Annotated in this window: 12 protein-coding genes and 2 rRNA genes; 7 read left to right on the forward strand and 7 right to left on the reverse strand. The window is 49.8% G+C overall.

Translation table 11 applies throughout. The annotated features are described in order from the left end of the window. From DYD62_RS23180 to DYD62_RS23195, 4 genes are all read left to right on the forward strand, one after another. Positions 1 to 2008: ribosomal RNA gene (locus DYD62_RS23180) — 23S ribosomal RNA — on the forward strand; the annotation flags it as partial. Positions 2009 to 2143: 135 nt separating this feature from the next. Beyond that, a 5S ribosomal RNA gene (rrf, locus tag DYD62_RS23185) occupies positions 2144 to 2257 on the forward strand. A gap of 381 nt (positions 2258 to 2638) precedes the next feature. Further along, positions 2639 to 4999: an ATP-binding protein gene (locus tag DYD62_RS23190; RefSeq protein ID WP_115230229.1), complete on the forward strand. Its 2361-nt coding sequence runs from the start codon at positions 2639 to 2641 to the stop codon at positions 4997 to 4999. 34 nt (positions 5000 to 5033) lie between these two features. After that, a complete protein-coding gene (locus DYD62_RS23195; RefSeq protein WP_115230230.1) occupies positions 5034 to 6158 on the forward strand; it encodes an HD-GYP domain-containing protein in 1125 nt (374 codons plus the stop codon). A 5-nt stretch (positions 6159 to 6163) separates the two neighbouring features. On the opposite strand, the gene DYD62_RS23200 is transcribed toward DYD62_RS23195, so the two are convergent. Together DYD62_RS23200 and DYD62_RS23205 are read right to left on the reverse strand one after the other, a co-directional pair. Continuing rightward, positions 6164 to 7468, reverse strand: coding sequence for a protein kinase (locus DYD62_RS23200; protein ID WP_115230253.1), 1305 nt, complete (start codon positions 7466 to 7468; stop codon positions 6164 to 6166). An 80-nt stretch (positions 7469 to 7548) separates the two neighbouring features. Continuing rightward, positions 7549 to 8178, reverse strand: a complete 630-nt coding sequence (locus DYD62_RS23205; RefSeq protein WP_115230231.1) for a class I SAM-dependent methyltransferase — start codon at positions 8176 to 8178, stop codon at positions 7549 to 7551. 261 nt (positions 8179 to 8439) lie between these two features. Here DYD62_RS23205 and DYD62_RS23210 point away from each other — a divergent pair, with 261 nt between their 5' ends. Continuing rightward, a complete protein-coding gene (locus DYD62_RS23210) occupies positions 8440 to 10353 on the forward strand; it encodes a S9 family peptidase (protein WP_115230232.1) in 1914 nt (637 codons plus the stop codon). Positions 10354 to 10799: 446 nt separating this feature from the next. Here the strand turns inward: DYD62_RS23210 and DYD62_RS23215 are convergent, their stop codons facing one another. From DYD62_RS23215 to DYD62_RS23235, 5 genes are all read right to left on the reverse strand, one after another. Beyond that, entirely contained in the window at positions 10800 to 12833 is a 2034-nt protein-coding gene (locus DYD62_RS23215; RefSeq protein WP_115230233.1) for a M3 family metallopeptidase, read from the reverse strand. A gap of 104 nt (positions 12834 to 12937) precedes the next feature. Then, on the reverse strand, positions 12938 to 13978 hold the full coding sequence (locus tag DYD62_RS23220) for a DUF1513 domain-containing protein (protein ID WP_115230234.1): 1041 nt from the start codon (positions 13976 to 13978) through the stop codon (positions 12938 to 12940). Then, the gene (locus DYD62_RS23225; protein WP_165928789.1) at positions 13968 to 14954 is read right to left on the reverse strand and encodes an imelysin family protein; all 987 of its coding nucleotides are present in this window, start codon (positions 14952 to 14954) and stop codon (positions 13968 to 13970) included. Before DYD62_RS23225 ends, DYD62_RS23220 begins: the two co-directional genes overlap by 11 nt. 262 nt (positions 14955 to 15216) lie before the next feature. After that, on the reverse strand, positions 15217 to 16617 hold the full coding sequence (locus DYD62_RS23230; RefSeq protein ID WP_115230236.1) for a di-heme oxidoreductase family protein: 1401 nt from the start codon (positions 16615 to 16617) through the stop codon (positions 15217 to 15219). A gap of 68 nt (positions 16618 to 16685) precedes the next feature. Beyond that, positions 16686 to 17849 (reverse strand): imelysin family protein, encoded by a 1164-nt coding sequence (locus DYD62_RS23235; protein WP_115230237.1) that lies wholly within the window; start codon positions 17847 to 17849, stop codon positions 16686 to 16688. A gap of 123 nt (positions 17850 to 17972) precedes the next feature. Between DYD62_RS23235 and DYD62_RS23240 the strand changes: the two genes are divergently transcribed. Together DYD62_RS23240 and zapE are read left to right on the forward strand one after the other, a co-directional pair. Next, positions 17973 to 18506, forward strand: a complete 534-nt coding sequence (locus DYD62_RS23240; RefSeq protein WP_115230238.1) for a gamma carbonic anhydrase family protein — start codon at positions 17973 to 17975, stop codon at positions 18504 to 18506. 230 nt (positions 18507 to 18736) lie between these two features. Then, entirely contained in the window at positions 18737 to 19888 is a 1152-nt protein-coding gene (zapE, locus tag DYD62_RS23245; RefSeq protein ID WP_115230239.1) for a cell division protein ZapE, read from the forward strand. Positions 19889 to 20013 lie beyond the last annotated feature (125 nt).

Below are 20013 nucleotides of genomic sequence, written 5' to 3' on the forward strand. Positions count from 1 at the left end.
CATCGCGACTTACCAAACCATGGCAAACTCTGAATACCGTCAAGTGCGAGCATGGGAGACAGACTGTGGGTGCTAACGTCCATGGTCAAGAGGGAAACAACCCAGATCGCCGTCTAAGGTCCCAAATAATCAGTTAAGTGGAAAACGAGGTGGGAAGGCATAGACAGCCAGGATGTTGGCTTAGAAGCAGCCATCATTTAAAGAAAGCGTAATAGCTCACTGGTCGAGTCGTCCTGCGCGGAAGATGTAACGGGGCTCAAACTGATAACCGAAGACGCGAATATGCACGATGTGCATATGGTAGAGGAGCGTTCCGTAGGCCTGCGAAGGTGTCTTGAGAAGGATGCTGGAGGTATCGGAAGTGCGAATGCTGACATGAGTAGCGATAATGCGGGTGAAAAGCCCGCACACCGAAAACCCAAGGTTTCCTGCGCAACGTTCATCGGCGCAGGGTGAGTCGGCCCCTAAGGCGAGGCAGAAATGCGTAGTCGATGGACAACGGGTTAATATTCCCGTACCGATATAAAGTGCGATGGGGGGACGGAGAAAGGTAGGTCAGCCCACTGTTGGAATAGTGGGTTTAAGCGAGTAGGCGTGTGGCTTAGGCAAATCCGGGCTGCTTTAACGCTGAGACGTGACGACGAAGTCTTCGGACTGAAGTGATTGATCCTATGCTTCCAAGAAAAGCCTCTAAGCTTCAGCTTTATATTGACCGTACCGCAAACCGACACAGGTGGGTAGGAAGAGAATTCTAAGGTGCTTGAGAGAACTCAGGAGAAGGAACTCGGCAAATTATCACCGTAACTTCGGGAGAAGGTGAGCCCATATTAGGTGAAGGCCCTTGCGGCTGGAGCTGACATGGGTCGCAGAGAAATGGGGGCTGCGACTGTTTATCAAAAACACAGCACTCTGCAAAGTCGAAAGACGACGTATAGGGTGTGACGCCTGCCCGGTGCTGGAAGATTAAATGATGGGGTGCAAGCTCTTGACTGAAGTCCCAGTAAACGGCGGCCGTAACTATAACGGTCCTAAGGTAGCGAAATTCCTTGTCGGGTAAGTTCCGACCCGCACGAATGGCGTAACGATGGCCCTACTGTCTCCTCCTGAGACTCAGCGAAGTTGAAATGTTTGTGAAGATGCAATCTCCCCGCTGCTAGACGGAAAGACCCCGTGAACCTTTACTGTAGCTTTGCATTGGACTTTGAAGTGGTTTGTGTAGGATAGGTGGGAGACATTGAAGCATGGACGCTAGTCTGTGTGGAGTCGTCCTTGAAATACCACCCTGACCCCTTTGAGGTTCTAACCTTGGTCCGTTATCCGGATCGGGGACCGTGCATGGTAGGCAGTTTGACTGGGGCGGTCTCCTCCCAAATTGTAACGGAGGAGCTCGAAGGTCGCCTAGGTACGGTCGGACATCGTACTGATAGTGTAATGGCATAAGGCGGCTTAACTGCGAGACAGACAAGTCGAGCAGGTGCGAAAGCAGGACATAGTGATCCGGTGGTTCTGAATGGAAGGGCCATCGCTCAACGGATAAAAGGTACTCCGGGGATAACAGGCTGATTCCGCCCAAGAGTTCACATCGACGGCGGAGTTTGGCACCTCGATGTCGGCTCATCACATCCTGGGGCTGTAGCCGGTCCCAAGGGTATGGCTGTTCGCCATTTAAAGTGGTACGTGAGCTGGGTTCAAAACGTCGTGAGACAGTTTGGTCCCTATCTGCAGTGGGCGTTGGAAATTTGAGGGGGGCTGCTCCTAGTACGAGAGGACCGGAGTGGACAGATCTCTGGTGTACCGGTTGTCACGCCAGTGGCATCGCCGGGTAGCTAAATCTGGAAGAGATAAGCGCTGAAAGCATCTAAGCGCGAAACTCGCCTCAAGATGAGATTTCCCCAAGGCTTTAAGCCTTTTAAAGGGTCGTTCGAGACCAGGACGTTGATAGGTCGGGTGTGGAAGCGCAGTAATGCGTTAAGCTAACCGATACTAATTGCCCGTAAGGCTTGATCCTATAACCTGAAGCGCGTGTGTGTGACGGTATAATCTACCCAGATTAGAAAACTAGATTTGAAATGTAAGACATTACTTCTTCTATTGAACTGAACGCGTTGCAGAGCAGTAAGTGCAACGAGTTAGCCCGTTAAAGTCTGGCGACCATAGCGAGGTGGTCCCACTCCTTCCCATCCCGAACAGGACAGTGAAACACCTTAGCGCCGATGATAGTGCAGATTACCTGTGTGAAAGTAGGTCATTGCCAGACACCCTAAGCCGTACCAAGACCCCCGTACTCGAAAGAGGCGGGGGTTTTGCTTTGCGCGGAAGAAATGCAGCCTAATGACCAGCGCAGGTAGTTTGTATTTCGGTGCAGGCATACTGCCCGTTTGGTTTTTTCAGCTCCCCCACGATATCTTGGATATTTTCTACTGTTTTGTATTTTAAAAATACAGAGGCCTAAGTTTTCTCAAGTTTGTTGTGTTTCTCCAACTTCAGAATTATCTAAAGTTTTGAACTAGAATTAATTGTGTCTGCATTTGGCTGTAAGAGTGTGCCGTGTCTTATCTATTGAGATGAGCGTTGGTGATGGGTATTCATTCTTACGGATCGCATCAATAAATATTGAGGCGAGGGGATAGGGGGGCTGATGAGTGGGGTACGTGGTGTGCAAACTAAAATAAAATTACTTTCGGGCGCAGAGCTATCGTCAGAATTTCAGCAGAAGCTTGCTGCAATTTCTGATGTGCATCTTCGTACCTTGGAGCAGAGTAAGCAGAAACAAAGGGAAACGGACGCGAATTATAAAAGTATTTTGAATTTTTCATCAGAAGCATTGCTGCTGATTAATACAGATGGAAAAATTATTTGGGCAAACCAGGCTTTTGCCGTTTTATTTTCATCTTCACCCTCTGTTTTTGCGGGGGTAGGAGCTGAGCAATTGCTGGTGGCTGATCAGAGAAAAGAATTTTTAGAGCAGCTGGATAGTTTTACTTTGATGAGTGATGGGGAGCAGTTGAGTGATAGTGCTGCTTTTTCATGGCAATATTTAAATAGTGAGGTGTTTAATGCTGAAATGCGTTTGAATTTGCTGCCACATCAGAGTGAAGAGGGCGCAAGCATCTGTCTGTTAATCGCGGTTAACCCTTTGCTGAGCGATGCAATGAAAGCGCAAGAGCGCATTAAACAAATATTAGATGAAACACTAAAAATAAAAAGGGATTTTTTAGCTAATATCAGTCATGAAATTCGCACTCCAATGAATGCAATTATTGGTATGACTCATTTGGTATTAAAAACCGATTTGAATATAAGACAGAAAAATTATATAGAGGTGATTCAAAGATCAAGTGAGCATTTGTTAAGTATTGTGAATGATATGTTTGATTTTTCAAAGATGGAAGAAGGGAAGCTTAAATTAGAATTTTCTGCATTTTATTTACATACTATTTTAGAAGATGTGCTGAACAGACTTGGTGTTGAGGCCAGAGCAAAGGGGTTGATTTTGCTTTCCCAAGTTTCCCCATTATTGCCTTTTTCTGTGATGGGGGATGCGAAACGGTTAGAGAAAGTTTTATTACATTTAATTGAAAATGCGGTGAAGTTTACATCAGAGGGCAAGATTGAGCTGATCGTTGATCTTGAATCAGAGGATGAAAATGAAGTAAACGTTAGGTTTTCAATTGTTGATACAGGCGTTGGAATAAGCAAGGAGCAGCAGGCTCAATTGTTTCAGGCATTTACTCAGGCAGATACCTCTGCAACCCGAAAATTTGGCGGTTTAGGCTTGGGGTTAGTTATTTCCAAGCAATTAGTCAATTTAATGAATGGCAGTATTGGATTAGTCAGCGAAGAAAATAAAGGAAGCTGTTTTTGGTTTAGTGTTCCTTTAAAGAAAAATAAACAAGATGTGGTAGATATTGCACCTTCCGTATTAAAAAATCAGCAGCAGCATGCTTTAGCAAGCCGCTATGGATCGCGTATCTTATTAGTTGAAGATAATGCTTTAAACCAGCAGGTGGCGAGTGAGATATTGGTTGATGCAGGGATGCAGGTTGCAGTAGTTGGCGATGGGCAGCAGGCCTTGCAGATTATAGAAAAAGAAATATTTGATCTGATCCTTATGGATATTCAGATGCCAGTTATGGATGGCTGGCGTGCCTCTGCGGCAATACGTGCTGGCCAGTATTTAAATGAGGTACCAATTATTGCACTCACTGCATTAGCGATGGATGAAGATAAGCAAAAGTGCAAAGAATCTGGGATGAGTGATCATTTGCTTAAACCCATTGACCCCGATTTATTGGTAGAAAAACTGATTCAATGGTTGCCAGAAGTTAAAAGAGAATTCGTAGAAAAAGTAGCTAATCCGGTTGTAAGTGATAGCCACGCGGTAGCGGGCTTACCTTCCTGTATTACGGGGCTAAATATGGAAGTTGGCCTTAAATACGCAATGGGAAATCCTGATTTTTATCGGCGATTACTCATTAAAGTACTGGATGAAATGCCAAAGATTCAACTGAGCTTAGTTGACGCACTTCATACAGTAAATGGAATGGATGCTAGACGGCATGCACATACCTTAAAAGGAATTGCTGCAACGATAGGAGCGGATGTTTTACAAAAAGTGGCTGCGGAGCTTGAGCTTGCTTTGGATAAGGGTGAAATTAATGAGCAGGCTCACAAATTGCAACACGCGCTTTCTTTAGTTATTAATGAGCTGGTTGGTGGTTTGAATTCATTTTATTTTCCACAAGACAACCTTAGTCTTGTAACCGTATCGCTTGCCAGTGCTGATGAGCTTTCTTTGAATCAGGATGAAAAAAAGAAGTTGTTTGAGGATTTAAAACGTTTATTGCAAGAAGGAGATGCTTCCGCTGTCGAGTTTTTTGAAGAGAATCAGCGGGCATTTCAGCTCTTATGGCCAGGGCAAAGTCATGATTTATTAAGGCTTATTAATCAGTTTGCATTTAATGATGCGCTTGAATGGATGAATAAATTTCCGATTTAATTGTATGAAAATGCTTAAGATGTAAGGGGTCAATATGGAACAGCTGCATATGCCGGAAAACAGGTCAACAATCCTGGTTGTTGACGATACGCCTGATAACCTGATGTTGCTCAATGGCCTGTTGAGGGAAAAATATCGGGTAAAAGTTGCGAATCACGGCGAAGTTGCTTTACGGCTGGTGCTTGCTGATCCCCGCCCTGATCTCATTTTATTAGATGTGATGATGCCTGATATGAATGGCTATGAGGTATGTACGAAATTAAAGGCAAATCATGAAACAGAAGATATCCCTGTTATTTTTCTGACAGCTAAAACAGCGATTGAAGACGAGGAAGAAGGTTTTTCGGTAGGCGGTGCTGATTATATCAGTAAGCCAATTATTCCTTCTATTTTGCTGGCACGCGTACAAACCCAATTGGCTTTAAAAGCAGCTCAGGTGTTTTTAAAAAATCAGAATCAATATCTGGAACATTTAGTACAAGAGAGAACGCGTGAGCTGGCCCATTTACAGCAAGCAACGATTTTAGCGATGGCTTCATTGGCAGAAACGCGGGATAACGAAACCGGCAAGCATTTACGGCGTACGCAGCATTTTGTGGCGCTGCTGGCTTTGGAATTATCGGATGATCCACGCTATAGCGATGAATTAACGCCAGCCAATATACAATGGCTCTATAAATCTGCTCCGATGCATGATATTGGCAAAGTGGGGGTGCCTGATCATATTTTGTTAAAGCCGGGCAAATTAACAGATGAAGAATTTAATTTAATGAAAATGCATACTGTCTATGGTCGGGATGTCATTACTTCGGTAGAGAGTTATTTAGGTACAAAAGAAGATAAATTTTTGCATTATGCGCGGGAAATTGCTTATAGCCATCAGGAAAAGTGGGATGGAAGTGGTTATCCGCAGGGCTTGAAGGGCGAAGAGATTCCATTGTCGGCAAGGTTAATGGCGGTGGCTGACGTTTATGATGCACTGGTTTCAAGGCGCGTGTATAAGCCTGCGTTTTCGCATGATGAGGCGATGAATATTATTGTAAAAGGCGGTGGCTCGCATTTTGACCCCGCTGTTGTAGGGGCTTTATTGCGAATTCAATTCTCTTTTCCTGATATTTCTGTTTTATTTGCGGATGATGAATCAGAGCCGCATCATTAATCTGATTATTCGTTATTGGCTTGTTTGTTTGCTGACAAAAGCACATTTAACTGATTTTTGATTGATGCAAATAAAGGGCGTTTATTTATATCGGGATGTGCACAGTCCGTTTGTAATTGTTTTAAGGCGTCTGAATCTGGTGTGTCTGTGAGATTGATTAATTCTTCAAGCAGGTAAGAAAACGCACGCACTTCAATATTTTGTAGCAGCTTTTGCCCGGTGGTATAGAAAGACGCTGCACCAAAGTCTCCCAGCTTTGTTTCTCCTTCCCCATTAATTAAAATATTATGCGCATATAAATCGCCATGCAAAATGCATGAGGAATGCAGGTGGGCTGCTGCATCTGCAATACTGAGAGCGATATTCAATGTGGTTTGTAATTTAAAGCGCTGATTTTCAGCGTAGATATCCCGCGTGCATGATTCTAGGCTTGGGGGCGCTGCTAAATTGCGATAGTGCTCATCAATAAAAGGCATCAGCAGTGCGGTGGTATTATCGGGATGATCCGTTACTTTGCCAATAGAGCCAATAAGATGAGGGTGCTGCCCGGCCGCAATGCATGCGGCCATTTCACATTGTGGCAGTCCGTCACTGGTAAGCGCTCCTTTAAATAGCTTGATTGCCACTGGTGAGCCATTGGCATGCTGCCAGTGCGCTTTATAAATATGGCCTGAAGCGCCCTCACCCAGCTTTTCTTTGATACTGAGATCTTGCCAGCGGACTGACGAAGAAGCTTGCTCCGTTGCAGTATGGCAAAAGGGATTACCCGCAAAAGCGAGCCATGCCAGCTTAGGCAGGCCCAATAGCCAGTTGGGTAGGGCAGAGAGCTGGTTGGCAGAAATGCGGATCAGCTCCAAATTGGTACATGCTGCCAGCGTATCGGGTAAGGATTGAAGCCGGTTACCGGCTAGCATGAGTTTTTGCAGGGCATGGCACCGGCCCAGCTCATCTGGTAAATGGCTGATTTGATTGTCGGTAAGGATCAGCCAGCGAAGCGCAGAGGGCAGGGCGGCGGCACTGACTTTTTGAATTTGATTGGCTTTAAATCCCACCATGCTTAATTTGCTGCAGCGCCCCAGTACTTCGGGCAAATGATCGAATTGATTGTCCGAGCAAAAAATCACTTTCAAATGCTCTAACCGTGGCAAATCATCGGGCAGGCTGGATAGCGCATTGCCGGATAAATTAAGTATCTCTAAGGAATCAGCCAGAGAGAAAATTTCATCTGGAAATGTGGACAGGCCACAAGATAAATCCAGCCGCTTAATGCCTTTGAGTTGCCCGGAGCGAAGTTGTGAAAGTGTGTGCATGCAAGAGTGGCTGGGCAAAAGAAAGGGGGGATTATCCAGTAAAGAACGGGGGAGCGCAGCTAAACAGTGGGTATTTGTGATTAAATCGCCCGCCACACGCTGGCCAGCCAAGGCTGCTGTTCACGCGGCAATCCTTCTGGGCGGTAGTAGTGCTCCAGCTCGGTAAATCCTGCTGCGATTAAATACTTTTGCCAGGTTTCCAGATTGTAATACGCACCGTAGCGGCCTTGATTCCAGCCTTCCACATTATCGCCGCGTGGGTTGGAGCTAAACAGCACGCCGCCTAGCTTAAGAGTGGCATGAAGCTGGCTTAAAACGCGGGGCAGTTCTTGGCTGGGGATGTGGAATAAAACGGCGTTGGCAAAGATACCGTCAAAGCGGGCTGCTGGTAAGTTGAGCGCCAGAAAATCCTGCTGCCACACCTCTGCGCCGCTGTCGGTTTTGGCCATTTCTACAAAACGTGCCGTGCCGTCCAAGCCCACAGGGTGATGGCCGAGTGCCACGAACTGCTTTAAATCTCTACCGGGGCCGCAGCCAAAATCCAGAATATCGCAAGGCGCAGCCGTGTGGATATGGCGCAGCAGCGCTGTAATGTTCTGGCTGACATCATGGTTTGCCGTACCTGCTTTAAAGCTTTCTGCACTGGCCTGATAGTGCGCCAGTGTTTGCTGGCTGATCAGGCTGAGCGGATGGTGTTTTTCTGAGCTCATTGTGTTCTCTCTGTATGCCGCGTTCTTGCTGCTTGCCGCAGTTGCCGGAAGATCGATATTTCTTTAATCTGGCTGATAGCAGGCTGGGTTAATGGTTATTCTGCTGTAATTTATTCCTGAAGATGCCTTGCGCCTCATTTCCTTATTACATACGGGTCTTTTATGTTTTCTCTGTGCTCTGCTTTTAAACGCCGAGCACTCATTGTCTGCAGATTTCTTGGTCTGAGCTCATCAGAAACGTTACGATTAAATAGGAAGCAAATGAAAATTCACTCCTTGCTCTTGGGCGTTTTGCTCAGTAGCCCTGTCTATGCAGCCGATTATGCGGGTTTGGGTGCGGAAAGTGTCAGTAAAGAAACCCTCGAAGCGTTTCGCCCTAAGCCACTTGAGCCCGCTTTATCACGGCGCATTCAAAGCATGCTGGATATTTCCAGCCCATCTGCGGGCCTCTTGAGCCCCGATGCAACACGGCTTTATTTTAACTGGCGGGTAACGGGGGTGAGCCAAGTGTGGCGTCTGGATGGCCCGCAGCGTTTCCCCGTGCAAATGACAGGTGGAGAAGACGCCACGCAAATTGCAGGCATGAGCCCAGATGGGCAGACCTTGGTGATTCAGCGCGATCGCAAGGGCGAAGAAAACCCAGGTCTTTATTTGCAGCCCGCAGCAGGCGGGGCACTTAAAGAAATCCAGCACATTGCTGGAGTGCAAACCCGCTTTGCTTTTGTTTCTGATGATAATCAGTACGTTTATTACAGCGCCAACGATAAGCAAAAAGACAGCTACACCATTTACCGCTACCACATTGCCAGCGGCACCAAGCAGGTGGTGCTGGATCAGCCGGGCTTATGGAATATTGCAGATCAGCGCCACGGGCGCATCTTGCTGGAAAAAACCATCACCAATCTGGCAGCAGAATATTACGAGCTTAATAATGGCGAACTAAAACCGCTGTTTGGCCAGAATGAAAAAGAAGAATATCAGGCTGCTTATGGCGCAGGTGCTGACGAGCTGATTGTGCAAACCTCAAAATTTGGCAATTTCCGCCGACTTTACCAATGGAAGGCGGGCCAGTTTAAAGCCATTTCCCCAGAGATCAACTGGGATGTAAGCAGCTTTGATCTGGATAAATCACGCAGGCATATCAGCTATAGCGTGAATGAGGCGGGCTATATCCGCAGCTTTGCGCTCGATGCCAGCAATTTGCAGCCGATTAAGCTGCCCGCATTTAAAGACGCCGACCATGTGATGATCAGCGGGCATAGCCCGGATGGGCGCTTTAGCCTGATCAGTGTTGAAACGGCCAAATCGCCACGCTTAAGTTATCGCTATGAATGGGCGACTGGCAAGCTGCAGCAGTGGCAGCAGGCGATGAGCCCGGAAGTCGATACACAGCGCTTTGCCAGAGCCACATTGGAAACTTATCCCGCCAGAGATGGCACACCGATTCCGATGTTTGTGCGTAGGCCAGCCCAGTGTGCCACGGTGACTTGCCCGGTGGTGGTGCATTTTCATGGTGGGCCGGAGGGGCAGACCAAGGCTGGTTTCTCTCCCGTGGCACAGCTCTATGTGGATGCCGGGTTTATTTTTGCCGAGCCAAATGTGCGTGGCTCGGATGGCTACGGTAAGGCTTGGCTGGCGATGGACGACGGCCCTAAACGCTTGCAAGTCGTGAGCGATATCGAAGACGCCTCGCGCTATATCCGCGCTAAATGGGGCAAGGGTGGGCAAGTGCCTAAGGTGGGGATTATCGGCGGTAGCTACGGTGGTTATTCCACCCTGGCAGGGATGACGATGTTTGCGGGCGCTTACGATGCAGGTGTATCTACCGTGGGCATTTCCAATTTTATGAGCTTCTTGCAAAACACCGCGCCTTATCGCCGTGCGCTGCGCATCGCTGAATATGGCGATCCGGTCAAAGATCGGGATGCTTTAATCCAGCTCTCGCCCATTAACCACATCGACAAACTGATTGCTCCGCTGATGCTAATCCAAGGCGTGAGTGATCCGCGTGTGCCGGTGGGTGAAGCGGTGCAAATGTACGATGCGGCTAAAAAGCGCAATGTACCCGCCGAGCTGATGCTGTTTGCCGACGAAGGCCACGGCGCGGCCAAGCGCGAAAACCGCGTTTATTCGATCGGGCATACGATTCGGTTTTTGGAGGCGTATTTGAAGTAGGAGGTGGTAGGTGAATAAACGGGCCAGATGGTCCGTTTTTTTTTTTTTGAATGGGGCTATCTAAACCCCAATTATCGCCGGTTTTGCTTGTAGCTTCCCCATTGGTAAAAGGGGGACTAAGGGTAATGCCGTTCACATTAAGCGGCTTTACCTTATCCGTCATCCCCGAGTGTACTTATCGGGGATCCAGTATCGCAGCTGGATTCCCGACAAAATCTCTCGGGAATGACGATCAAAATGGGGCGCCATTTTCTCATGCTGCGGGCTTTAGTGAACGGCATTAGGGACTAAGGGGGATTTGCTTTTGTTTTTTTGCTAATTTAAGCCCAGCATCGAAGAAATCCCCCCTGCCCCCCTTTTTCAAAGGGGGGATAAGCGTATCAAGTTTATGCAAATACTTATGACAACATGGTTTGAAGCTTGGGTTTTAAACCCAAGCCCTTCCCTTAATTCAAACCATTATGTCTTAGCAAAGCCGCCACTTCTGGTTTACGGCCACGGAATGCAGTGAAGGAGTCGATGGCTGGGCGGCTGCCGCCCATGGCGAGGACTTCTTTTCTGAAGCGTGCGCCGGTGGCGGGGTCCAGAATCGATTTGCCAGCGGCAACGGCTTCTTCAAACGCAGAATAGGCATCGGCAGACAGCACTTCCGCCCATTTATAGCTGTAATAACCTGCTGCATAGCCACCGGCAAAAATATGGCTAAATGTGTTAAACCAGCGGTTATAGCTAGGGGCGACTGGGGTTTCAAATTCGGCCACCAGCGCGGCATTTTGTGCGGTGGCGTCAATCGCTTCAGTGCTGGCGTGCAGCTCCATATCAAAGAGCGAGAGTAAAACTTGGCGCACCATGGCGCTGCCGCTCATAAAGTTTTTGGCCGCCAGCATTTTGTCGAACAGCTCGCGTGGCAGGGCGTTGCCGCTGTCTACATGGTGGGTCAGATCTGGCAGTACTTGCCATTCCCAGCAGAAGTTTTCCATAAACTGGCTAGGTAGCTCGACCGCATCCCATTCCACACCGTTGATGCCCGATACGCCGGATTCATCTACTTCAGTCAGTAAATGATGCAGGGCATGGCCAAATTCGTGGAACAGGGTGATCACATCGTCGTGCGTCAAGAGGGCCGGTTTGCCATCGACGCCTGCAGAGAAATTACACACCACCAGGGCAACGGGGTTTTGTACGTCGTCGCCTTTGCGATCGCGGCTCAGTACATCGTTCATCCACGCGCCGCCTTGCTTGCCGGTGCGCGCATAGAGGTCCAGATAGAGGCCACCCACGGCGCTGCCATCGAGGTTTTGCAGGGCGTAGTAATTGACATCTGGGTGCCACACCGGCGCGCTGGCTTTCACAAAGCGCAGGCTGTACAAGGATTCAATCACTTTAAACAGGCCAGATAAGACCGTTGGCTCGGTAAAGTAAGCTTTGACTTCTTGGGCCGAAAACGCATATTTGGCTTCGGAGAGTTTTTCGGCAGCAAAGCCATAATCCCAAACCGCCAGCTCGTCTAAGTCCAGCTGTTCTTTAGCGAATGCTTTGAGTTCTGCACGATCTTTGGCCGCAAAAGGCTTGGCACCGTGGCCCAAATTACGCAGGAATTCTGCCACTTCGGCAGGCGTATCGGCCATTTTAGTGGCCAGTGATTCTTCGCCATAATTATTAAAGCCCAGCAATTGCGCCGCTTCTGTACGTAAGGCATGGATGCGCTTAATTAGTGGGCCGTTGTCGCGCTCTGCCGGGCCAAATTCTGAGGCACGGGTGGCATTGGCGTGATAAACCGTTTCGCGCAGCTTGCGGTTGCTACAGAACTGCATCACTGGGCCTTGGCTAGGCTGCTTTAGCGTGACTTTATAGCCGGTTTTGCCGTCCGCTTCGGCGGCGCTTCTGGCGGCTGAAAGCCAGTCTTGCGGCAGGCCGTCTAGCTCGCTCAGTTCTTCAATATATAAAGCCCACTCATCGGTGGCATCCATCACGTTCTGGCCAAATTTCACCGTCAGCTCGGATAGCTCTTCGGCGATTTCGGCAAAGCGCTGTTTTTGTGCTTCGGGCAGCTCGGCACCGCTCAGGCGGAAATCTCGGAGCGTGTCTTCAATAATGGTTTTTTTTGCGGCGTTGTAGTCGGCAAATTCGTCGCTGGCAGCAATCAGCTTGTATTGCGCGTATAGCTGCTCGTTCTGGCCCAGCTCAGTATAAAAATTGGAAATGCGCGCGATATTGGCGTTATAAACCTCACGCAACTCTGGTGTGGTGACCACGCTTTCCAAATGGGCAACCACGCCCCAGGCTAAGTTGAGTTTGTCCAGCGCTGCATCCAGTGGCTCGACAAAGCTTGCCCATGTCGGGTTTTGCACTTGCTCGGCAGCGGCAACAGCGGCCGCAGAGCTGGCTAAAAGCGTGTCTAGTGCTGGGCTGACGTGCTCAGGTTTAACGCTTGGATAGTCGGGTAATTGACCGCTTAGATTAAGAAGAGGATTAGTCATTCGGCTGGCTCGTGTGTAGTGGTGTGGGTATTTGTATCGTAGATGCGAGCGATTTGCCTTTATTTCAAGCCATCACGCCATTAGTTCACTGAATAACTTGGCGTTCAAACCAAAATCAGGTGGTTGTCCCATTTAATGCCGGTGTGGCTGGAGATCGGCGTTAGTGTGCCGTCTTCTGGGTCAAGCAGGGTAATGATGCCCAGCTCGGTGCTGATATAGGCTTTGTTTTTCCATGGGGCGATGCCTGCGGGGCGCAGCAGGCCGCTTTGCCTTTGGGCTTTGCCTTGGCTGTCCCAAATAGCCAGCGCATTGCCTTCCAGACAGCTGAGGATAAATTGCGTGCCAACGGCGGCGATGCTGGCGGCGTAGCCCCCTAGGCCTAGCACGGTTTCAGCGATGCTCAGCTTCCCATCCCGCAAGATGGCTAGGAGTGGCGCATCGTCCACGCTTTGGCCCGTAGGGGATTCGGCCTGAATGGCGATGCCGAGCGCACCATCGCGGCTGAGTGCTAGATGGCGCAGGCTAAGGTTTGTGTCGGGCAGGCTATGTTCGCTGATCTTTTGCCCAGATGGCCAGGCTAGCAGCACAACGCTGGGCTGCATGCTGGCTAGATTCAGCTTTTCGCGCCCGCTCGCAGGCAGGGTAAGGATGCCACCGTTGGCAATCGCCAGTGTGTGGGAATCAATAAACAGCAGCTCGTGCGGGCCTATGCCGTGGCTGGGTAGCTCGCCCAGTCTTTGCAGGGTTTGCGGGTGATAAAGACCGATGATGCCTTGGCCAGTCTGGATATTGTTTTCGCTGGTGAGCAGGGTGCGGCCATCGGGGCTGAGTACGGCGTGGCCAAAGAAATGACGGTTTTCTGTGGCGGCGATTTGCCGGACGATCTCTCCCGTTTGCCAGTTGATGCGCATCATCCAATAGCCGGGGCGACGAGCTAATAAAATAGCTTCCTTGCCTGCAATGGGGATGATGCCGTGGCCGCGCGTGGGTGTGGCAATCGCCGAGCCGCCCACTGCGCCAAAGTGTTTATCCAATTGGGCTGCGAGTAAAACTGGCGCTGCTTCACCCGCTGCCCAGGCGGGCAGTGGCAGGGCTAAGAGCGCTAGGCTTTGCAGCAGGCGGCGGCGGCTCAGCTTAATCGCCATCAGACTCAGACAATCCTAAAGTCAGGTCTAAAGCTTCGGCAACATCGGTTTCAATGCTGTGTTTCAGCTGCTTAATACTGGCTAGATAATGGCTGCGTGCTGCACTGGCAGCGGGGCTGTCGAATGCTTCTGGAATACTGGCTTGGGCTGATTTTGCATTGCTAAGGGCTTGTTTTACTTTGGTGATGATATCGGGCTTATCGGCCAGCAAAATGCCGATGCCTCCACCTGGGCTAAATAAGGTGTTGTCGATGGCGTTGAGTACGGCCATAGAGCTGGCCTTACCTGTGCCACTGCGCCATTCGGCAAAGGCGGTCCGGCTCGCTTCTTTGGGTAGGCGTTTAGCTTGGCTATCCAGTGCGCCCAGCATCAGGTTGAGTGTTTCTGCTAGTAAGTTTTGGCGGAAAAATGGGTTTTCTGCGCCCAATTGTTCGCGGTAATAGCCCCAGCCATCGTTAAGCAGCGCGATGTCGCTGACAATACGCTCGCTAATGCCCACTAGATAAAGGCAGCGCTCTTTGGCTTTAAGCTTTGCCAATTGGGCTTTAGGCTCGCCATTGCCCCAAAGCAAGTATTCGGCGGCGGGCAGGCCGCGGGCTCCTACATTGCGCTCATCTAAGCCCTTGGGGATCATGGCTTCAATATCATCTGGACGAGTTGGCCAAAAGTCGATTTTACGGCCGGTTCTTTCTAAAATGATTGGCCCGCCCGGGGCGGCATCCATTGCATGCCAAGCTAGGGCTGTTTTTTTCCAAGCGTTACGGGTGGTGGCGAGGTTTTTTTCTGTTGTGGCAGCGCAAAAGGTTTTGCTCTCTGCGGCAAAGGCATTGCTGGCTTTGACCAAGGCCTGATGGCGCGGCAAATAAGCTTCGTCCAGCCAGCGCACGCTAAATTCAGGCGAGGGTAGTACGGGCTCCGCATAGGCTTGAGCCATGCAAATCATCAGGGCGGCGGTGATGCATTGTTTAAGTTGCATGGGGGTACCTAGTGTAAGGAAGGCGTATCTTTTAATTAAACGTTCACCATGAAAGCAAGCACGCAGATTTTTTTCCCGCAATTCTAAATCGCATCTTGTAGGAGTGGCTTTATCCGCGAAAGCGTAGCTCATCGTACTGCATTCGCGGATAAATCCGCTCCTAGGTCAGTGTTTTTGCTGCATTGATGTCGATTTAAAATGACTGGTTTTCTTTGTGTAACTCCACATCCTCCATGGTTCAAGATTCAGGTTTGTGTGTGCTTTACAGCGACTGCAAAAATTTCAGTAAATTATCTCTGTCGGCTTTAGATAATTTCAACACCGCTTGTTTGGCGTTTTCTGCCTCGCCACCATGCCAAAGCACGGCTTCCATTAAATTACGGGCGCGACCATCGTGCAGATAATTGCTGTGCTCATTCACCGCAGGGACTAAGCCTAAGCCCCACAGCGGCGGTGTTTTCCACTGCTGGCCATTGGCTTTCCCGTCAGGGCGGCCATCGGCTAAGCCAGCTCCCATGTCATGCAGCAGCAAGTCTGTATAGGGCCAGATTTTTTGTGCGGATAAGACCGGCACAGGTTTAAAGTTGCCCGTGGTATAGCTGGGTGTATGGCAGCTTACACAGTTACTTTCTTTAAAGACTTGCTTGCCACGCAGCACATCCGGGTTTTGCGGATCACGACGAGAAGGCACGGCTAAGGTGCGGCTGTATAAAATCACTTTATCCAGTGTTTTGTCGCTGATTTCTGGCTGGCCGCCATTGGGTGCACGTAGGCAGTCCTTCTGGGCTGGCATGCATTCTTCCTTAGGGAAATGCTTGGAAGTAATGCCAATATCGCCATTGAATGCGCCTGCGGATTGATGGGCGACGGTGGCCACATTGGCTTTCCAGCCAAAGCGGCCCAGCATGGTTTTATTGGCGTAAACATCGTGCACATAATTGGGCTGCCCCTTAATGCCCAAGCCTTCGGCTTTTTGCCTTGCTGCATTGGCCAGAATATCTTTTCCGCTGATGGCTTCCAGTAAGCCAAGACCGATCATTTGCGGAGCCACGCGGGGGGAAATCATCAGCTTAGGGTGGGTTTTGCCATAGGCTAGGTCAGTTAGCGTGTAAGTGGGCGCGCGCAGGCTGTATTTTTCCCCATCGGCAAATTGCCCTGCGATTTCACGGTAAGTGATTTGAACCTTACCCTCGGGCTTTACGCCATCGACCGCATCATTATTAAACTGGCCGCCATATCGCGGGTCGGGTTTATTGCCGGGTATGGACAGGCGTAAGAGTAAAGACAGCGGCTGCTCGTCTTGCAAGCCATTTGTAAAGCTCGGCGGCGAGCCACGGCCGTCTTCGGTATGACAGGCGCCACAGGAGCGGGCCACAAAATGCGGCCCCAGGCCATCTCTGGCCGTGGTAGAAGAAGGCGCGGCAACCCAGGGCTTTTTAAAGAAGGAATTGCCGACAGCAAAATCGGTTTTTTGCTGCTCGCTCAGGGCTTCAGCATCCAAAGAAAAAGCATTGCGGCCATGGTCTTCTGTGGTGGCTGCTGCGCCACCGGGGCGGTCTTCACCTTCTTCAAACGGCGCTAATGTGCCTGTGCCGTAGGCAATCGCGGCTGACGCAAGTAAAACCGAACTGAAAAGGGCAAAGCGGAGCGGTGTTGGTTTCATGGTGGCTCTAAAAAGCAAATACCCTGCCAGCAGGTGAACGCGAGCAGGGTGGTCATTGAAGAGGGGGGTTAAGGCTGCTTGGTGCTCAGTCGTTTTACGCCAAGTGTTTCGGCTGCTGCGACCAGATCCTTACCCTGTTTTTTTAGTGCGTCGATTACGGCTTGCACCCGCTTGCGGCCCGGCGCATCTTTTTTACCGATGATTTCCTGATCAAATGGAGCCTGAATTTCATTCGCCAGTTTCAGGCTTTGGAGAATATCCGCACTCACCAGATCGGCAACAGCAGGGTTCTTTTGTGCGACCAGTGCTTTCAGGCTGGCCCCTTCCAGTGTCTTGCCGTCTTTGCCTGTGTAGCGGCCTTCCCATACGTTTTGCATGCCGACCACATCGCCAATGATGTCGCGGTGGGTGTTGTCAGAAAAGCAGGAGTGTTCGTCTTCTTGGTTTTGGGTATCCATCGCGACTTCCATGCGCTGGCCTGCTAGCTCGCCACGGGTGAGCACGCCCAAGCCCGTGAGGGCTTTTTTCAGGCTTTCTTTATCCCCTGCGACAAATTTGCTGCGGTAGTTTTGTTCCGCAGGCATCCATTGTTTGGCTACGTTTTCTAGATCTTCGATCATTAAGCCGGTAACCACTTTCATGTACTGACGGCGGCGGTCTGCATTGGGCGCTTTACCATCAATAAAGTCTGTGAACTGACGGTCACCCGGGCCTTTGGCATTAAAATCTTGGCCCCAGAGTAAAAACTCAATGGCGTGCCAGCCGGTGGATACGTTTTCTTCGCCGCCTTTTTCGTTCAGGGATTTAAGTTTGTCTTTAGTGATGGCCACTTTAGGATTATTGATAATCCCTGCTTTGGCTTTGCCTTTTACATAATCAATATAGCTTTCATCGATTGGCCAGGCATTGATTCGCGCTTCCGGCCCTTGGGCATCATCAATCGGGCCAGAGTAGAAGCGGTAAGCTTCTGTTGGCAGATAGAATTCACGGGCAGCCAGCCAGGCTTTGCGCGCAGCAGCAAGGCTTTCTGCACTTGGCGCGGCTAAAAAGGCGTCAATCACGGCTTGCATTTCACGGGCAGCAGCAATGCTGTCGCTATAACTGGCATAAACCACGTTTGAATAGTGTTCGAGTACGGCGCTGTTGGTAATTTCTGTAGCTTGAGATGGTAAGGCAGTTGCAAATAAACTGGCTGCAAAAGCGCTGCAAAGAAGTCGATTCAAACGTGTCATTTATTGTCTCAGACCGATGGCATAAAGTAATAATGATAATGATTCCTATGTAATGTGCAATATATTATTCGTAATATCTTGTGCGTGATCACTTACAATAGGCTTTTAAAAAGGATAAAAATCATGGCGATTGGCGTATTCGATGGCATCAAGCCTGAAGTAAAAGCAGGTGCCTGGGTGCACGATTCGGCGCAAGTCATTGGCGAGGTGCTGCTGGGTGAAAATGCCTCGGTATGGCCAGGCGCGGTGATACGTGGCGATGTAAACGCAATCAGCATAGGCAAAGACAGTAATGTGCAAGATTGTGCCGTACTGCATGTCACCCACAAACGTCCTGATGATCCGGCTGGTGCGCCGCTGGTGATTGGCGAGCGGGTGACGATTGGCCACGGCGTAATGCTGCATGGCTGCACCATTGGCAATGAGTGCCTCATTGGTATGGGCACCATAGTGCTAGATAGAGTGGTGATTGAAGACCGAGTGATGATTGGTGCGGGCTCTTTAGTGCCGCCCAATCGCCGTCTTGAATCGGGCTGGTTGTATATGGGCCGCCCGGCAGAGAAAAAACGCTTATTGAATGAGGCCGAGCTGGCCAATTTCAATTATTCAGCCGCGCATTATGTACGGCTGATGGCAAAGTATCGTGATGCTGAGTAATCATTGAAGTGGCCGGGTGAGGATGAGTCACCCGGTGCAAATGAGCCCAAGCGAAAACGCGCTACAGAAGTGTTGTTGGGCCATTTCACCTCAGTACCCGCTTGCTGATAAAACGGCATGCGCTTTTTGAGCAGGAAGAGTGAAAAGCAACAAGTTTTAAAGACAGAATCAAATGGCTAAATAACGCGCTGGCTTTATAATCGAGGCTTGTTCTCAGACAGGTTTTAGTAATGTCCCAGCATGTCATTGCTCCGCCCACGCAAGGAACCAGCCCCAAGGCTTGGTATCAAGGCCTGAGTGCCAGCCCCAGTTTTATTCCAGACCCGGCTCAGGCCGATGCCATTGAGCGGCTGGATGCGCTATACCATCAGCTTTTACACTTCAAAACCAAGCGCAGCCGCTTGTTTGGTAAATCACTCTTGCCGCAGCCCGATTTGCCGCGTGGTCTGTATTTTTGGGGCGGCGTGGGGCGGGGTAAAAGCTTTTTGATGGATGCGTTTTATGCGGCTCTGCCTTATAAGCGTAAGAAAAGACTGCATTTTCATCAGTTTATGCAAGAAGTCCATCATGAATTGCGTCAGCTGAAAAGTGAAACTGACCCGCTGGCGGCGGTAGCCAGTAAGATTGCCAAATCGGTACGGGTGCTGTGTTTTGATGAATTTCATGTGTCCGATATTGCTGATGCCATGATTCTGGGCCGCTTGATGGAGCATTTATTTAAGCGCGGCGTGGTGCTGGTCACCACCTCTAATTACCCGCCTGACGGCTTGTATCCGCATGGCTTGCAACGTAATAACTTTTTGCCCACGATTGCTTTACTCAATAGCACGCTGGATGTGTTTAATCTGGATGGTGGTCATGATTACCGTATGCGCACGCTCACCCAGGCCAGAACTTATCTCTCGCCTAATACGGCAGAAAGTAGCGCAGAGCTGGATGCCTTGTTTTCGGCGATGGCCACCAGCAAAGACGGATTGCCCCAGCTAAAAATCGAAGGCCGTACCATTAAAGCGAAGCGAGTGGCTGCAGGCGTGGTGTGGTTTGATTTTTTTGCAATTTGTGGCGATACCCGTGGGCAGGCCGATTATTTACAAATTGCGCACACCTATCACACCGTGATTGTGTCTGATATTCCTAAGCTGGCCAGTCATCAGGCATCTGAGGCGCGGCGTTTTACCTGGCTGGTGGATGTGTTTTACGACCACCGCGTAAAACTGATTATCTCTGCAGAAGTGCCCGTGGATGATCTTTACCAGGATGGCGTGCAAGCCAGCGAATTCTTCCGCACCGCCAGCCGTTTAACCGAAATGCAGGCAGAGGAATACCTAGCCTTGCCGCATCAATCGATTGCGGCACAGCTGACGGGGATTAGTGAGACTTAGTTTTCTGGTTATAGACTGATGCTATGCAGTGATCTTCTTTTTAGTGCCTTCGGCACGTTGATTTAGGTGCGGGCGTCCCGCGGGACCTTCCTTTCTTGTGTGGCCAAGAAACGAAGCCAAAGAAG

It is taken from the genome of Iodobacter fluviatilis, from assembly GCF_900451195.1.
Lineage (GTDB): Bacteria > Pseudomonadota > Gammaproteobacteria > Burkholderiales > Chitinibacteraceae > Iodobacter > Iodobacter fluviatilis.

Bases quoted from the DNA above. Each gene is read 5' to 3' on its own strand.
- DYD62_RS23225 (WP_165928789.1), bottom strand. From the start codon at position 14,954: ATGCAACTTAAACAATGCATCACCGCCGCCCTGATGATTTGCATGGCT.
- DYD62_RS23220 (WP_115230234.1), bottom strand. From the start codon at position 13,978: ATGGCGATTAAGCTGAGCCGCCGCCGCCTGCTGCAAAGCCTAGCGCTC.
- DYD62_RS23205 (WP_115230231.1), bottom strand. From the start codon at position 8,178: ATGAGCTCAGAAAAACACCATCCGCTCAGCCTGATCAGCCAGCAAACA.
- zapE (WP_115230239.1), top strand. From the start codon at position 18,737: ATGTCCCAGCATGTCATTGCTCCGCCCACGCAAGGAACCAGCCCCAAG.
- DYD62_RS23235 (WP_115230237.1), bottom strand. From the start codon at position 17,849: ATGACACGTTTGAATCGACTTCTTTGCAGCGCTTTTGCAGCCAGTTTA.
- DYD62_RS23190 (WP_115230229.1), top strand. From the start codon at position 2,639: ATGAGTGGGGTACGTGGTGTGCAAACTAAAATAAAATTACTTTCGGGC.
- DYD62_RS23200 (WP_115230253.1), bottom strand. From the start codon at position 7,468: ATGCACACACTTTCACAACTTCGCTCCGGGCAACTCAAAGGCATTAAG.
- DYD62_RS23240 (WP_115230238.1), top strand. From the start codon at position 17,973: ATGGCGATTGGCGTATTCGATGGCATCAAGCCTGAAGTAAAAGCAGGT.
- DYD62_RS23215 (WP_115230233.1), bottom strand. From the start codon at position 12,833: ATGACTAATCCTCTTCTTAATCTAAGCGGTCAATTACCCGACTATCCA.
- DYD62_RS23195 (WP_115230230.1), top strand. From the start codon at position 5,034: ATGGAACAGCTGCATATGCCGGAAAACAGGTCAACAATCCTGGTTGTT.
- DYD62_RS23230 (WP_115230236.1), bottom strand. From the start codon at position 16,617: ATGAAACCAACACCGCTCCGCTTTGCCCTTTTCAGTTCGGTTTTACTT.
- DYD62_RS23210 (WP_115230232.1), top strand. From the start codon at position 8,440: ATGAAAATTCACTCCTTGCTCTTGGGCGTTTTGCTCAGTAGCCCTGTC.